This is a genomic window from Cobetia sp. QF-1 (genome assembly GCF_002213105.1).
Taxonomy (GTDB): Bacteria; Pseudomonadota; Gammaproteobacteria; order Pseudomonadales; family Halomonadaceae; genus Cobetia; species Cobetia crustatorum.
Genome location: NZ_NBVS01000007.1, coordinates 20,023 through 35,259 on the forward strand (window position 1 = coordinate 20,023; position 15,237 = coordinate 35,259).

Here is a 15,237-nt window from a genome sequence, read left to right on the forward strand (position 1 = left end):
CCCGGGACGTCAGGGGGTGCCGATGCCTCACGACTTTGTCAGCGTGGGTAGTCAGTATGCCTTCTTTTACATCTTCTACCTGAATGCAGGCTGAAAGAAAGTAACGTGACAAACAAGAGACAGACATGGAAATGCCGGTGTAATCATCACTGAGAAAACAGCGTAGCCCAGCATTGCACCAGACCCGCTGAACCATCTCTTGCCGGACTGATGACTACCGATAGGTGGGAGTTGCGCGATTTGTCTGCCACGGCATTTAGTATCCAAAGCCAAGGCACGAGTTTATGGCGTCCTACCGTACACTGGGAGCCTTGGCATCTCTACATGAGCAGCTGATGTCTGCATCCCTGATATTCCGGCGAGCAAGTACATATCAATACCCTTGATAAGAGGCCTTGATATGCCGCTGCTGACTCTTCAATACCTGCTCTGATTAGCATAAAAAAAAGACCACCCGGAAGAACCGGATGGTCTTTTTTACTTGATTCTGGTCGGGACGACAGGATTCGAACCTGCGACCTCTGCAACCCCATTGCAGCGCGCTACCAAGCTGCGCCACGTCCCGACTATGGTCTGAAAAGGCTTCCCTCTCAAGACGAGGCGTAATGTACCGCATTGATCTCAAAAAGAAAAGCGGGGATTGAATATTTTTTGCAGCCAGTGGAGACAACCTGCAAGAACCACACATGTCACCCCATCAACATTGCAATCCACACGACAACAACGCATGTTCTAATTTCTATCTATTCTTTAGAACACCTCACAGGAGACATGCAATGGCGAAACTCTATTTCAAACTCACCACCACAATGAGTAGCGGCGCGCGCGTAAACGGTGACCCGGTGAAAGTAGATGCTCAACATGCCCCGACTATCGGCAGTAGCATTGCCAAAGGCGAGTGGCCAGCATTGGATGCCATGTCACCGAACTTTCCTGTCAGCGTGACAGGAACAGAACAGGATGATGATGGACACACCATCGTGCTGCTGTGCGAAGCGGATGCACCTGATGCCAAGGATCCAGAGAGCTATCGCTACACCCCCTGGAAGTGATGGACTGAAAGTTAAGCGCAGCATCATCTGACACCGTCAGTGGCGCTGCGTTAGCTAAAGGTAGGCTATCGACTTTGTCATCTCGGATAAGCTATACCTGCAAATGACGCTATATTCCATGTTTATCCCTTCCAGCATGATACTGACCCGCCATGGAATGGCTGCAATGCCCTCTTCTTCAGCGTTCTTTTCTTCAATGCTTGAGCCCTTCATTCGGGGCGGCAGCCCTCTGACGGTGAGATAACATGGCCAGTCCTCTGAAAATGATTGGGTCTTCATGGCGCTGGCTAGTAGGCGAGAATGTCTCGGCACGTCAGATTTTACATCATGGATTTCTGGTTTCGGCCATGCTGATCGGCTTGTTCTCAGCCGTTTTCAACTACCTGATGGAGCTTACGGTACCCGCCTACAGCTTAGCCTTGCTGGTGATCAGCCTAATGATCATGGTGATGTGGTATCGCTCACGCTTTCATGGCGAATACCGCCGCATGTCATGGCTATTTTGCACCTTGGTCACCTTCGTGATGTTACCGGCCAACTGGTTATTCAATAATGGCGCGAACGGCCCGACACTGCTCTTCTACTTGATGGCTTCGGCCTACGTGCTTGGCGTACTGCCTCCCGATCGCATACGTCGTGGCGTCCTGATCAGTGGTTTGATGCTGATGCCTTGGTTGCTGCTGGCACTGGAGCAAACATACCCCGGACTAGTTGCCGCCTATGCAAGTCCGTCCATTCGAAGCCTCGACATGGGCGTTAGCTACACTCTGGCATTTGGGCTACTTAGTGTCGTCATCGCGGGTTATGCCAAACGTATCCGCGAGGAGCGCAATATCTCACGCGCCTACGCTCACAAGCTTGAGCGCCTGAGTCGTCTCGATGGCTTGACCGGACTCTACAATCACCGCACCATCCACGAACATGCTGAAACCTGGATCAACCAGTACGAGAAAGCCTGCCTTTTGATCTGTGATCTAGATAATTTCAAACTGATCAATGATGCGCATGGCCATCCCTACGGCGATCAGGTGATTGCCACTTTTTCTGCCCATATTCAAGATCTCAGCCATGGAATCGAAGGCAAGGCAGGTCGCTACGGCGGGGAGGAGTTCATGATTCTGCTACCGGGCAACCTGGCAACGGCACGCCAGTTCGATCGTCAACTGCGGGAACGTTGCGATGCCTCTCCCCTAATGCACGGCAATATCCGCTTCAGCGCTGGCGCCAGTGAACTGCGCCACAATGATTCACTTGCCAGCTGGGTACAACGTAGTGATGAGGCGCTTTATCACGCCAAAGCTCATGGTCGAGATCAACTGATTGTGGACCACGACATCAGCGCGGTGTAACTCAGCACTTCAAAAACGGTGTAACCCGGCACTTCAAAAAAGAAGCCCCTGCAAGCTTGGCTTGCAGGGGCTTCTTTGGGCAGTCCGTCAGGGCAAGAACCTAACGCTCGCCTTTTAGCCACTCGAGATTGATCTCGTGCTGACCATTGTCGTCTGTGATGAAGATGGTGCCTTCGGTGATCATCACCGTCCACTTGATGTTCCGCGGTAACGATGCAGTGATGGTATCCAACGACCCTTCAGGTACAGCAGCGATATTGAGGTTGGATAGCCCAGCCACCGCAGGCAATATCTTGCCTTCCCAGACACGCAAGCTACCGTAGGCCAGTAGTGAGGTGCGCTCGGTGCGCCGTGAGCACCAGGTCAAACGATCAGCATCAGGCTGCCCAACCTCGATCCAATGCAGAACACGGCCATCGAGACTTTTCTCCCACAACGCCGGTTCATCAACATCGGAAAGCCCGCGACCAAAGGCGATATGTTCGCTGTACCACAGCGCATGGCCTAGCAGACGCACGCACAGGCGCAGCTCAGTTTCGGACGGGTGGCGGGCAACAGTGAAACGCAGGGTCTCGTAGACACCGCGATCAAGGTCGGTCAGCGACAGATCCACCTTGTAAGGCGTGGAAGACAGGGCCATGAAAGTCTCTTATTGAGCGTACAGTGAGCGTAGACGCAAAACACATGAGCCTGCCGACGGCAGGCTCATGGATTACAGTGCGCAAAGTCTACCCGAGTGGATGATCAAAAGCCCGAGCGCAGTTGCTCACTATCAGCTCAGATGGCGACGAATGGTAGCATCGAGCGCCACCATATCACTCAAGGCATGTCGTTGGAGGATCAGTTCACGCCCCAGCGCCAGGGCTCGACGCTCTGCCTTGGCGCGCGCGCCCTCCTCACTGATCGACTCAAGCTCCAGCACATGCGCCAAGCCCAGAGTACGGCGCACCAGCTCACAGCCGGCATAGCCAATGGCATCACTCAGCATTCGCTGCAAACAACGTTCGGCAACACCGGCCACTGCAAAGCTTGCATCGATACTGGTCACTGCTTGCGCCTGATACTGCGTCGCGAAGGCTTCCCAGCTGGTAACGGCATGCGCACACAGCTGCTCGATATAGCCTTTATTGGCACCCGCCTCAAGTTCGGTATGTGCGCAAGCCGCCAGCCACAGGCCTGCCATCCAGCTGCCAATATCAAAACCAGCAGGCCCGAAAAAGGCAAATTCAGGATCGATGATCTTGGTGCTGTCTTCACGCACGAAAATGGAGCCAGCGTGCAGATCACCATGCAGCAAGGCTTCAGGAGTCGACAGAAAGCGTAGCTTGAGCTCAGCCACTTCCACTTTCAGTTGCTGATCGCTCCACAGTGCTTCGGCATCAGAACGTAGCGCAGGATTGATGCTGTTGCGCTCGTGATCGCAGAACGGATCAAGAAAGAAGAGGTCTTCGGTGATCTTGCATTGATCTGGATTGATGAAGCGGGCGACACGCGCCTTCTTGTTGTGTGCATCTAGCGCCAGATCACTGCTGCGATAGAGCGTCGTAGCAAGGAAGCGCCCCATGTGCTCGCCTAGAAACGGCAGCGCTGCCTTCTCAATGAAGGCATGACGTAGATTGCGATGGTCCCCGATATCCTCCATCACGATAGCAGACCTTGCATCATCGAAATGATAAAGCGCCGGCACAAGATCCGCTGCACACTCGGCTTCAAAAGCCAGGGTTTCAGCCTCGATACGCACACGCACCAACGAGAGCGGCCAACTTTCACCGATGATCCGCACCCACGGCAACCCCTGCTTGACGATCACCGATGCCAAGCGGTCTGGCGTACATACGCGATAGACATAGTTGATGTTGCCATCACCAATCTCTTCCACCTGCAGTGCTGCCGCCTGCGCGAATGCCGGATACTGATCCGCGACGTGCAGACGCGCAAAGGCAATGACATCTGCATCATCGCGAAACTGATAGGCAATGGACGTGGCGGGAGCCGACGTATCAACAAGTGTGTCTTGGACAGTCATGGCATATCTCGATGCGAAATTCCTTGGAGCCCCGAGCCATGAAACGCTGAAATTGACGGCATTATCATGGCACTTTATTTATTCCCAAAAAGAATAACAAGGCGCTTGGTTATAGCACTAAAGATGCCCGCAAAGAGAGGATGTGACAAGCCCCTGCACAGGGAATTTTATTCACCCGAGCATGAGCGATCATCACGCCCTGAACAGGTCAGTTATTGAATGGGCGCAAGGAGGTAGGCAGCGCGTGACACCAGCTTGCGCCACATCGGGCGTGCCTCCAGCTCTTCACAGCTGATCTCGCGACAATGCCTGAAATCTTCTTCCAACATGGCTTCCACTTCAGAGGCAAATTGATGATCCGGCACGAAAGCAGTCACCTCAAAATTGAGACGAAACGAGCGATTATCCAGATTGACGGTACCAATGGTCGCCGTATGGCTGTCCATCAACATCACCTTCTGATGCAGGAACCCCGGCTGGTAACGGAAGACACGCACACCGGAGCGAATCATGTCGGAGAGGAACGAGAACGCCGACAGGAAGACCAGCAGATGGTCTGGTCGCTCAGGAATCATGACCCGCACGTCCACGCCACGCAGCGCGGCAATCTTGAGCGCATCCTGAACGCCTTGATCAGGCACGAAGTAAGGGCTGGTAATCCAGATACGGCTCACCGAGGAGTGAATGGCCTGTTGCACCAGAAGGCTAGCCGTCTCGCGGCGATCCGCCGGGCCTGAGGGGACGATGACCACATGTTGGCATTCGTCACAGCTGATACGCGGCTGCCATTCCAGTGATAACACCTCGCCCGTGGCCCAGTGCCAGTCCTCCCAGAAGGCCTCCTGCAATCCCATCACGCTGGGGCCTTCGAGCTTGAGGTGCGTATCACGCCAGGCACCGTAGCGCTCGGAATGACCCAGATATTCGTTGCCGACATTCAACCCACCGACAAAGCCGATACGCCCATCAATGACCGTGATCTTACGATGATTGCGGAAATTGATCTGAAAACGGTGCCGCCAGCCTCGTGAGGAATTGAAAGCACTGACCTCACAACCCGACTCTTCGAGGTCCTTCAGGTAGCCATCCGAGAGCTTGCGCGAGCCGATCTCATCATACAAAAAGCAGACCCGCACTCCGCGTTCGGCTTTATGCATTAGCTTCTGCTTGAGTCGCACACCCAGTTCATCGTGACGCACGATGAAGAACTGGATCAGGATATATTCTTCGGCAGCATCGATGCCGGCGAAAAGCGACTCGAAGGTCTGCTCGCCATTGATCAACAATTGGGCACGGTTACCAGTGGTGACCGGCATCATCGCCAGACGCTCAATGGCATCAAGATGCGTAGGATTGCCACCCAACGGTCGCGATAGCCACGGCGAGAGCTTGGGACGAAAACGCATCAGAACACGCCGCATGGTGGAGTCGCGCTCTTCCCGAGCGCTCACATAACCATAAAAACGCGGGCGACCAAACACCCAATAGAGTGGCAGTGCCACATAGGGGAAGGTCAGTAAACAGAGAATCCAGGCGATCGCTCCCTGCGAAGTGCGACTGGACATCAGCGCAACGACAGCCGTCATGGCGCCGAGCACGTGACTGGCCAGTAGTAAAAAGCCAAGTAACCAAGCGGTCATTGCAACTCCATTGCAAGCTCTAGGGTGTGCGAAGTATGCCACAGTGCGCCACGCAACGAATCCAGCGCACCTGATGACAAAGGTACTTAATACGGCCTATCGGACGGTATACGCAAGAACCCCGCCACAAAGGGCGGGGTTCTTGACTCAACAGATCTGCCTCTCAGCCTTTCTCTCTCGACAAATACCGGCTGAGACTTGCCATCAGGCACGGCTGGCGATGATTTCCTTCCACTTCGCCGGGCCAGTCTGGTGCACGGAGATACCCGCACTATCGACAGCCACAGTGACCGGCATATCTTCGACTTCAAACTCGTAGATCGCTTCCATCCCCAGGTCTTCAAAGGCCAGTACACGCGACTTCTTGATCGCTTGGGCGACCAGATACGCGGCGCCGCCGACGGCCATCAAGTAGCTGGACTTGTTATCACGAATGGCTTCAATCGCAGTAGGGCCACGCTCGGCCTTGCCGACCATGCCCAGCAAGCCGGTTTCTTCCAGCAACGTGCGCGTAAACTTGTCCATACGCGTCGCAGTGGTCGGACCCGCGGGCCCCACGACTTCGTCACGGATCGGATCAACAGGGCCGACGTAGTAGATGAAGCGACCTTTCAGGTCGACTGGCAGCTGTTCGCCACGAGCCAGCATTTCGGTCATGCGCTTGTGCGCAGCATCACGGCCGGTCAGCAGTTTACCATTCAGCAGCAGCGTATCGCCCGGCTGCCAGCTCTGCACCTCTTCCGGGGTGATGGTGTCAAGATTGACGCGCTTGACGCTATCGCCCGCTTCACGGGTGATTTCCGGCCAGTCTTCAAGCTTTGGTACCGGCAATTCAGCCGCACCGCTTCCGTCCAGCGTGAAGTGTACGTGACGGGTCGCCGCGCAGTTCGGAATGATCGCCACCGGCTTGTTGGCCGCGTGAGTCGGATAATCCATCACCTTGATGTCGAGCACGGTGGTCAAACCGCCGAGGCCTTGTGCACCAACGCCGGTCGCGTTGACCTTGTCGAACAGTTCGAGGCGGATCTCTTCAGCACGGTTGGAAGCACCACGCGCTTGCAGCTCCTGGATATCGATCGGTTCAAGCAGGGATTCCTTGGCCAGCAGCATCGCCTTCTCGGCAGTTCCGCCGATACCGATACCCAGCATGCCGGGCGGACACCAGCCGGCGCCCATCTTCGGAATCTGCTCCAGCACCCAGTCAATGACGGAATCAGACGGATTGAGCATCGCGAATTTGGACTTGGCTTCGCTGCCGCCGCCCTTGGCTGCGACGTGAATCTCGATCGTGTCACCCGGCACCAGCTTGTGGTGAATGATGGCGGGGGTATTGTCCTTGGTATTGGCACGCTTGCCATCCGGATCAGCCAGCACGGAGGCGCGCAGCACGTTGTCCGGCAGCAGGTAAGCGCGACGCACACCTTCATTGACCATATCATCGAGGCTCATGTCGGCCTCAATACGCACGTTCATGCCGACGTTCACGAAGACAGTGACAATGCCGGTATCCTGACAGATCGGACGATGACCCAGGGCACACATCCGCGAGTTGATCAGAATCTGCGCGATGGCATCTTTCGCCGCCGGATTCTCTTCGCGCTCGTACGCCGCATTCATGGCGTCGATGAAATCTTTCGGATGGTAGTAGGAAATGTACTGCAGTGCGTCGGCAACGCTCTGGATCAGATCATCCTGGCGGATCACGGTCATCAGGATCGGCTCCTTGGAGGCAAGCAACATTGAAGGCAAATACACTGGCACGCAGGGCCTCGCCGCGATTACTGTTGTCAGGGACAGAAAACGCGTGACCACGGGGCGGACGCCAGCTCAGGTGGCGGGCATTATACCCCAAGCAGGTCCTTGGCGGCAGAGCGAATCCTGCAACCGACAACTCCTGCCATCGGCTCGGCGATGCTCCACTGCACTCAATCATCTCACCTAGACCCGCTCATATTTAGAGGCTCTGATGTTCTTGTTTCACTTGCCGTCCCTGCTGCCGCTGTCATCACTCCGCACGCGCACTGCACTGCTGTTAGCCCTCCCATTGGCGCTCGCGGGTTGCGCCTCGACATCAGTCACCTACGCGCCTGTCAGCACGACCTTTCAGCTTGCTGATACTCCTCTCACAGGCGAAAGTGATTCACGTATACATCACCTGATACTGCACTACACCGATGATGATCTCGCGGGCTCATTGGCAAGCCTGACCGGCCCCCGCGTCAGCGCACATTACTTGCTATCGGCCCCGCAGCAGTCAGCAGACCTGCCACGCGTCTATGCACTGGTACCCGAATCGCGTCGTGCCTGGCACGCCGGCATCAGTCACTGGGCACAGCGTGACAATCTCAATGACACCTCCATCGGGATAGAAATCGTCAATGAAGGCCCATTGCCACTCGCCCCCCTCACCGCCGGAGAGAAAGACTCTCTGGTGCCCGGTGTGGCCCGGCGCTGGTCACCTGAGCGTCAGTTTGCGCCATGGGACGAACATCAGATTCAGGCACTCATTGCACTCATAAAGCCCATGCTGGCGCGTCATGACATTGCGCCAGTCGATATCATCGGCCACTCGGATATCGCGCCAGACCGCAAGACCGACCCTGGCCCACGCTTCCCTTGGCAACAATTGCATGAGGCAGGAATAGGCGCCTGGCCAGCGGACAGTGATATCAATTGCTTCCGACGCAAGTTGACACAGGATGGCATGCCACCACGTCACACACTACTGAAGGCTCTCGCGCTCTATGGCTACTCGATCGACGTTGATGCGCCATGGCTAGCCATCGCCGCCTTCCAGGCGCACTTCAGAGCAGGTGCCATCACCGGACAGTTTGATACCGAGAGTGCCGCCATTCTGATGGCACTCGTCGCGCGTTATCGTGATGGCCATGAGTGTTTAGACACGCAAGCCCCTTTGTCGCAGGCCCCTCTATCGTAAACCCCTCTGTCGTAGGCCCACCCCTCTCAAGACAGGCCATGCACATGAGATGGCTGACCCGTAATGACCAATTCACCGCACATCCGGCACGTATCATCGCATTGCAACCCAACGGTCATTTGCGAGGCACACGCTTACTGACACTCACCGGCTTGGGTCAAAGCGGATGGCGTTTTGCGAGGCAAGGACTACCTTGTGTTGAGGATGGAAATTACCGCGAAAGGCGCACGTGTCTGACGCAGACAACTGGCCTAGAGAGGTCAGCTGACATGATGGAACAATGAACGAGGTTGACCATGCCAGATAACATACTCAACTCAATTCCCGACACGCTGTCATCGTCCCCCTCATCACCCCCGGAGTGGACTGGCAGTCGTGTGCCAGCCCCTGCACTGGGCTTTGTAGTGTGCGATGACCACCGTATCTACGGTGCGGGGATGAGTGAAGATGAGTGTCTCGATAACGCGCTTGAATGCCTGTGTGGCTTCTGTGAACGCAGCGCACTGAAAAAGATGCTCGAGCTCTGCCAGTGCGGCGTGCGCTATCCACTCCGCCAGATTCCGGCTACCGCCGCTTGTGTCACCGAATGCCAACGCAAAGGTACAACTGAGCACTATCGAATACATGAAGGTACCGCATACTCACTGGGAGAGCTCGCAGAGCCACTTTCAGCATGACTTCTGCGTGAGTCTCAAACAGGCTCGATCATTTATCATTGGTTGAGGCAATAAAAACGCCCGCTTCTGCATCAGAAAGCGGGCGTTTTTATTGCTATCTCCGTTCGGTTCAATGCCATCAGTTCTACAACGATGTTAGCCACCCAGATAAGCGCGACGCACATCATCATTGGCCAGCAGCGCCTTGCCACTGTCTGCCAGCACGACATGGCCATGCTCCAGCACATAGCCGCGATCAGCAATCGACAGCGCACGATGAGCATTCTGCTCGACCAGAAAAATGGTCGTGCCCTGCTCACGTAGCTGTTCAACAATATCGAAAATCTGGCCAATCACGATCGGCGCCAGCCCCAGCGACGGCTCATCCAACAGCAACAACCGTGGACGACTCATCAGTGCACGCCCGATCGCCAGCATCTGCTGTTCGCCACCGGACATGGTGCCGCCGCGCTGATTGAAGCGCTCACGCAAACGCGGGAAGAGATCAAGCACATGCTCGATGCTGCGCTCGTTTTCCTCACGCGTCTGGTAATAACCGCCCATCGCCAGATTCTCCTCCACCGTCATGCCGGTGAAGATACGTCGTCCTTCTGGCACCACCGACAGCCCACCGCGCATGACGCGTGCAGTAGGTGTGCCGGTAATCTCTTCGCCCTCGAACCACACACGCCCACTGGTCGGGCGCGGATCACCACAGATCGACATTAAAAGTGTCGTCTTGCCGGCACCATTGGCACCGATCAGCGTCACTATTTCACCCTTGCCTACGGCCAGAGAAACATCATTGAGCGCCTGTACTGGCCCGTAATGAGTGGTCAGATTCTCGAGCGCCAACATGGCATCTTGCGGAGCCAGCACCTCACCGGCACAGGAAGCCAATATACCGACGTCTTCGACATGCTCGGTCATCCTTACTCCTCCCCAAGATAGGCTTTGATCACAGCGTCATTGTGACGAATCTCGTCAGGTGTGCCATCTGCAAGCGGTTGACCCTGATTGACTACATAAATGTGGTCGGAGATACCCATGACCAGGCTCATGTCGTGCTCGATCAGCAACACCGAAATTCCTTCATCACGCGTCAGGCTAACGATCAAGTCATCCAGATCACGCGTCTCATTAGGATTCAATCCAGCGGCGGGCTCATCGAGCATCAATAACTTCGGTCTTGCTACCATGCAACGCGCAATTTCAAGACGCCGCTGCTGGCCATAGGCCAGATTACCGGCTTCACGATTCGCAAATTCAAGTAGCCCAACACGCTCAAGCCAATCGCCCGCCTGCTGCATTAGTGCTTTTTCGCTGCGTCGATAGCCCGGCGTTTTGAAAAGACCGCGCAGCAGGTTGCGCTCGGCATGCATATGCTGCGCGACCAGCAGGTTCTCCACCACGGTCATTTCCTTGAACAGGCGCACATTCTGAAAGGTGCGCACCATGCCTGCCTGAGCAATCTTGAAGCCCGGTAGACGGTGCATGGGCTTATCCTCGAAATACACCTCTCCGCCAGTAGGCTGATAGAAGCCGGAGATACAGTTGAAGACGGTGGTCTTGCCAGCACCATTAGGACCAATTACCGAGACAACCTCGCCCGGATGTACTTTCAGTGCAACGCCATCGACGGCCTTGAGGCCACCAAACTGCATGGCAAGATCACGTACATTCAGCAGAGGTGCCTCACCGGCCAATCGCGCTTGTGTGGTGGACGACATATCTGAATTGTCGGCATTACGGAGAGCATCAGCCACGGTCGAGCTCCATGTGCGGTCGTTTAAGAGGAACCAGACCCTGCGGGCGCCACACCATCATCAGCACCATCATCAGCCCGAACAGCAGCATGCGATATTCATTGAATTCGCGCGCCAGCTCCGGCAATAGCGTCATGGCTATCGCTGCCAGAATCACACCCAGCTGAGACCCCATCCCCCCCAACACCACGATGGCGAGAATGATTGCCGATTCAATGAAGGTGAAAGACTCCGGGCTGATAAAACCTTGGCGCGCAGCAAAGAAGGCACCCGCGAAGCCCGCAAAACTGGCCCCGATGGTAAATGCCGATAGCTTGATGCCGGTGGGGTTCATGCCCAGCGAGCGACAGGCAATATCATCTTCGCGCAGCGCTTCCCACGCGCGGCCGATCGGCATGCGCAGCAGGCGATAGATGACGAACAAGGTAATCAACACCAGAATCAGCGCTAGCAGATAGAGATAGATGATCTTGTACGACGGGTCGTAAGCAATCCCGAAGTACTCGTGAAATGGCACATTGCCCTCTTGCGCCTTGCGTGTGAATTCCAGGTCAAAGAACGTCGGCTTGGGAATACGCGCAATCCCATTGGGTCCGCCAGTCAGCTCGGTCCAGTTATTGAGCAAGATACGAATAATCTCACCAAACCCCAGAGTGACGATGGCGAGATAATCACCTCGCAATCTCAGCACCGGAAAGCCGAGCAAGTAACCGAACAGTGCCGTCATCAGGCCCGCAAGCGGTAACGCTTCCCAGAAGCTGAAGCCGAGATAGCTATTGAGTAACGCATAGGTATAAGCGCCAACGGCGTAGAAGCCGACATAGCCAAGATCCAGCAAGCCGGCCAGTCCTACCACCACGTTGAGACCCAGTCCCAACATGATGTAGATCAGCGTCAGGGTTGCCAGGTCGACGGCCGAACGGTTGGACATGAACGGGAAGATCAGCAAGGCACCGATCGCCAGCATGATCCACAACTGGCGCTTCTGCCCACTGAAGATCTTCGGCAGCGTAAAGCGTGATGGCTTGCGTGTACGCGCACGCCAATCCTCGACCTGCGGGCGTATCAGCTGATGCAAGAACACAGCGAGAGCCGCTGCCAGCAACCACCCCCAAGTCTCCATGCCCATCAAGCGCACTGTGGTCGTGATACCGGTAGATTCAAGCTGTACACCGAGCACTGAGCCCCCCAGCACCAGGGTCAGCACAGCGGCAGCCGTCGCCGACCACCAAGGGCGCCGATAAGACGGCTGCGGAGGAATCGCTTCAGCAGGTGAAGTGCCCGCTTTCTTGAGTGTCTGAGCCATCAGATTTTCTCCACTTCGGGCTTGCCGAGAATCCCGGAGGGACGGAACAGCAAAATCAGAATCAATAGGCCGAAGGCCACCACGTCCTTGTATTCGGTCGATAGATAGCCGCCTGTCAGTGCTTCAGCAACACCTAACAACAAGCCACCCAACATGGCGCCCGGAATGCTTCCGATACCGCCCAACACGGCTGCCGTAAACGCTTTAAGCCCTGCAAGAAAACCGATATACGGATTAACCACACCGTAATACATCCCAAGTAGCAGGCCCGCTACTGCTGCCAGTGCGGCACCGATCACAAAGGTCATCGAGATGATCATGTCGGTATTGATGCCCAATAGCCGCGCCATACCAGCATCCTGGGAACAGGCACGGCAGGCTCGCCCGAGGCGTGAACGCGAGATGAAAGTCGAAAGCAGCAACATGCAACCGAGTGTCACACCAAAGATGATGACCTGCATGTAGGATAGATTGACGGCGAAGCTCTCGATGCCGAACTCCCAACCACCCGGGATGAGGCTGGAGATCGCCATGTCCCGTGAACCCTGCGCGAGACGCATATAGTTCTGTAGGAAGATGGACATGCCAATTGCTGAAATCAGCGCAATCAGACGCTTGGAACCACGAACCGGCCGATAGGCGACTCGCTCTACGGCAAAGCCATAGGCACACGAGACCAATACTGCCACCAGTAAAGCAGCCCCCATCAGGAAGAAGGGATTGGCAATGCCGAGCATCCCGAGTGCCGAAATGACGATGAACGTCACATAGGTCCCGATCATGTAGATCTCGCCATGTGCAAAATTGATCATGCCGATGATGCCATAAACCATTGTGTAGCCGATGGCGATCAAAGCGTAGGTACTACCGATGGTCAGGCCATTGATGACCTGCTGCAGGAAGTAAAGAATTTCTTCCATCGAAACGACCCTTGGCCGCGACAGCTACTGACTTGTGGCCATTGACTGTCAGGGATAAGCCGCATGTGCGGCGAAAACGGGAAGACACGACGATATTGCATCGTCGCTGACTCGACCGAATAGAATACCCCCACCACAGCCCAATGGGCGTGGCGAGGGCTGAAAGGTAGGTTACTGGGCAGCTTCGCTCTTGGTGCCGTCAGCATGCCAGTTATAGACCACGAAGCTGAAGTCCTTCAGGTCGCCCTTCTCATCGTATTCGACCTTGCCGATAGGCGTATCGAAGCTGTTGGCCTTGAGATACTCGGCCACATCTTCAGGATCGGTAGAGTCCGCTCCCTTGATGCCATCCGCAATCAGTTCAACGGCGGTATACGCCGGCATCACGAACGGGCCAGACGGATCCTGCTGCTTGGCTTTGAAGGCTTCGACCAGATCCGCATTCTTGGGATCATTTTCGAAGGCCGGCGGCAGGGTGACGTAAAGTCCCTCGGAGGCTTGGCCGGCAATCTTGGAGATATCCGGGTTGCCCACGCCTTCAGGCCCCATGAATGGAGCATCAAAGCCCAGCTCACGTGACTGACGCAGCAACAATCCCAACTCCGGGTGGTAACCACCGTAGTAGACGAAGTCGACATTCTCTTTCTTGAGCTTGGAGATCAGCGCCGAGAAGTCCTTGTCACCCGCAGTGATGCCTTCAAAGAGCACCACATCGATGCCAGCTTCCTTGACGGTTTCGCGCACACCCGTTGCAATACCTTCACCGTACTGCTGCTTGTCGTGAATGATGGCCATGTGCTTTGGCTGGATGGTATTGGCGATATAACGACCCGCGACCGGCCCTTGCAGAGAATCAAGCCCGATAGTACGGAAGACCAGCTCATAGCCCTGCTCGGTGATGGTCGGGCTGGTAGAGGCTGCCGTGATCATCATGACGCCTTCCTCGGCGTAGATGTCAGAAGCCGGCTGAGTGGCACTGGAACACAGATGGCCGACGACATACTGAACACCATCGTTGACGATCTGGTTGGCAACTGCCACAGCCTGTTTCGGATCGCAGGCATCATCATACTTGACACCTTTGAGCATCTCGCCATTAACACCACCGGCGGCATTGATTCGCTCGATGGCCATCTCTGCACCGGTGAACTGCATGTCACCATACTGTGCAACGGGACCAGTGACCGGACCAGCCATCGCGATAGTGATATCTGCCTGAGCCTGAGTCGAAATCGCCGCGGCGATCCCCAGGACGAGAAGTGACCTGCGCATCATGATAGATATTCCTGTTCCCGATTATTGTTGTACTGCGAGTCTGGCAGACCTGGCAGATGCGTTCTGATGACGCCTGGATGTCCCGAGTGAAGAACTGGCCATCAACCACAGAATAAGCGAACTGGATTCTGCTGAAATGAAGCACAGCATCACACACAGGAATGCCTTGAAATCATTATTGGCAGCAGGGAATACGCATGTAAAGCGGCCGTTTGACGGCTTATGAATGCATTCAACGAGTCTCCAACAGACTAAAATCCTGCCGCTACCACTTTTACAAAGCAATCTATGGCAATATAAAAAAAAGCC

13 protein-coding genes and 1 tRNA gene are annotated in these 15,237 nt (G+C 55.5%); 4 read left to right on the top strand and 10 right to left on the bottom strand.

The annotated features are described in order from the left end of the window. Positions 1-488: 488 nt before the first annotated feature. Positions 489-565, bottom strand: a tRNA-Pro gene (locus tag CFN46_RS13045). Between the two features lie 211 nt (positions 566-776). Between CFN46_RS13045 and CFN46_RS13050 the strand changes: the two genes are divergently transcribed. Together CFN46_RS13050 and CFN46_RS13055 are read left to right on the top strand one after the other, a co-directional pair. Beyond that, positions 777-1,052, top strand: a complete 276-nt coding sequence (locus CFN46_RS13050) for a hypothetical protein (protein ID WP_024951995.1) — start codon at positions 777-779, stop codon at positions 1,050-1,052. A 245-nt stretch (positions 1,053-1,297) separates the two neighbouring features. Then, the gene (locus CFN46_RS13055; RefSeq protein ID WP_088743742.1) at positions 1,298-2,401 is read left to right on the top strand and encodes a GGDEF domain-containing protein; all 1,104 of its coding nucleotides are present in this window, start codon (positions 1,298-1,300) and stop codon (positions 2,399-2,401) included. A gap of 100 nt (positions 2,402-2,501) precedes the next feature. Here the strand turns inward: CFN46_RS13055 and CFN46_RS13060 are convergent, their stop codons facing one another. The 4 genes from CFN46_RS13060 to CFN46_RS13075 all read right to left on the bottom strand — a co-directional run bounded on the left by CFN46_RS13060 (position 2,502) and on the right by CFN46_RS13075 (position 7,777). Beyond that, on the bottom strand, positions 2,502-3,041 hold the full coding sequence (locus CFN46_RS13060; protein ID WP_088743743.1) for a YaeQ family protein: 540 nt from the start codon (positions 3,039-3,041) through the stop codon (positions 2,502-2,504). A 132-nt stretch (positions 3,042-3,173) separates the two neighbouring features. Then, positions 3,174-4,427 carry an S-methyl-5-thioribose kinase gene (mtnK, locus tag CFN46_RS13065; protein WP_088743744.1) on the bottom strand — a complete coding sequence of 418 codons (1,254 nt, stop codon included), beginning with the start codon at positions 4,425-4,427 and terminating at the stop codon, positions 3,174-3,176. Positions 4,428-4,639: 212 nt separating this feature from the next. After that, positions 4,640-6,067: a cardiolipin synthase gene (gene cls, locus CFN46_RS13070; protein WP_024951991.1), complete on the bottom strand. Its 1,428-nt coding sequence runs from the start codon at positions 6,065-6,067 to the stop codon at positions 4,640-4,642. Between the two features lie 204 nt (positions 6,068-6,271). Next, on the bottom strand, positions 6,272-7,777 hold the full coding sequence (locus tag CFN46_RS13075) for a fumarate hydratase (protein ID WP_088743745.1): 1,506 nt from the start codon (positions 7,775-7,777) through the stop codon (positions 6,272-6,274). A gap of 256 nt (positions 7,778-8,033) precedes the next feature. Between CFN46_RS13075 and CFN46_RS13080 the strand changes: the two genes are divergently transcribed. Together CFN46_RS13080 and CFN46_RS17455 are read left to right on the top strand one after the other, a co-directional pair. Continuing rightward, a complete protein-coding gene (locus tag CFN46_RS13080) occupies positions 8,034-9,005 on the top strand; it encodes an N-acetylmuramoyl-L-alanine amidase (RefSeq protein ID WP_088743746.1) in 972 nt (323 codons plus the stop codon). Positions 9,006-9,301: 296 nt separating this feature from the next. Beyond that, entirely contained in the window at positions 9,302-9,682 is a 381-nt protein-coding gene (locus tag CFN46_RS17455; protein ID WP_141103659.1) for a hypothetical protein, read from the top strand. Positions 9,683-9,817: 135 nt separating this feature from the next. Here the strand turns inward: CFN46_RS17455 and CFN46_RS13090 are convergent, their stop codons facing one another. From CFN46_RS13090 to CFN46_RS13110, 5 genes are all read right to left on the bottom strand, one after another. After that, positions 9,818-10,519, bottom strand: a complete 702-nt coding sequence (locus CFN46_RS13090) for an ABC transporter ATP-binding protein (protein ID WP_024951987.1) — start codon at positions 10,517-10,519, stop codon at positions 9,818-9,820. Between the two features lie 74 nt (positions 10,520-10,593). Next, entirely contained in the window at positions 10,594-11,391 is a 798-nt protein-coding gene (gene livG / locus CFN46_RS13095) for a high-affinity branched-chain amino acid ABC transporter ATP-binding protein LivG (protein WP_051510884.1), read from the bottom strand. 28 nt (positions 11,392-11,419) lie between these two features. Then, positions 11,420-12,733: a high-affinity branched-chain amino acid ABC transporter permease LivM gene (livM, locus tag CFN46_RS13100; protein ID WP_088743747.1), complete on the bottom strand. Its 1,314-nt coding sequence runs from the start codon at positions 12,731-12,733 to the stop codon at positions 11,420-11,422. Further along, the gene (livH, locus tag CFN46_RS13105) at positions 12,733-13,653 is read right to left on the bottom strand and encodes a high-affinity branched-chain amino acid ABC transporter permease LivH (protein WP_024951984.1); all 921 of its coding nucleotides are present in this window, start codon (positions 13,651-13,653) and stop codon (positions 12,733-12,735) included. The genes livM and livH overlap by 1 nt, the downstream gene beginning before the upstream one ends. Before the next feature lie 171 nt (positions 13,654-13,824). After that, entirely contained in the window at positions 13,825-14,925 is a 1,101-nt protein-coding gene (locus CFN46_RS13110) for a branched-chain amino acid ABC transporter substrate-binding protein (protein ID WP_281284689.1), read from the bottom strand. Positions 14,926-15,237: the final 312 nt, after the last annotated feature.

Bases quoted from the DNA above. Each gene is read 5' to 3' on its own strand.
- CFN46_RS13050 (WP_024951995.1), top strand. From the start codon at position 777: ATGGCGAAACTCTATTTCAAACTCACCACCACAATGAGTAGCGGCGCG.
- CFN46_RS13055 (WP_088743742.1), top strand. From the start codon at position 1,298: ATGGCCAGTCCTCTGAAAATGATTGGGTCTTCATGGCGCTGGCTAGTA.
- CFN46_RS13060 (WP_088743743.1), bottom strand. From the start codon at position 3,041: ATGGCCCTGTCTTCCACGCCTTACAAGGTGGATCTGTCGCTGACCGAC.
- mtnK (WP_088743744.1), bottom strand. From the start codon at position 4,427: ATGACTGTCCAAGACACACTTGTTGATACGTCGGCTCCCGCCACGTCC.
- cls (WP_024951991.1), bottom strand. From the start codon at position 6,067: ATGACCGCTTGGTTACTTGGCTTTTTACTACTGGCCAGTCACGTGCTC.
- CFN46_RS13075 (WP_088743745.1), bottom strand. From the start codon at position 7,777: ATGACCGTGATCCGCCAGGATGATCTGATCCAGAGCGTTGCCGACGCA.
- CFN46_RS13080 (WP_088743746.1), top strand. From the start codon at position 8,034: ATGTTCTTGTTTCACTTGCCGTCCCTGCTGCCGCTGTCATCACTCCGC.
- CFN46_RS17455 (WP_141103659.1), top strand. From the start codon at position 9,302: ATGCCAGATAACATACTCAACTCAATTCCCGACACGCTGTCATCGTCC.
- CFN46_RS13090 (WP_024951987.1), bottom strand. From the start codon at position 10,519: ATGTTGGCGCTCGAGAATCTGACCACTCATTACGGGCCAGTACAGGCG.
- livG (WP_051510884.1), bottom strand. From the start codon at position 11,391: ATGTCGTCCACCACACAAGCGCGATTGGCCGGTGAGGCACCTCTGCTG.
- livM (WP_088743747.1), bottom strand. From the start codon at position 12,733: ATGGCTCAGACACTCAAGAAAGCGGGCACTTCACCTGCTGAAGCGATT.
- livH (WP_024951984.1), bottom strand. From the start codon at position 13,653: ATGGAAGAAATTCTTTACTTCCTGCAGCAGGTCATCAATGGCCTGACC.
- CFN46_RS13110 (WP_281284689.1), bottom strand. From the start codon at position 14,925: ATGCGCAGGTCACTTCTCGTCCTGGGGATCGCCGCGGCGATTTCGACT.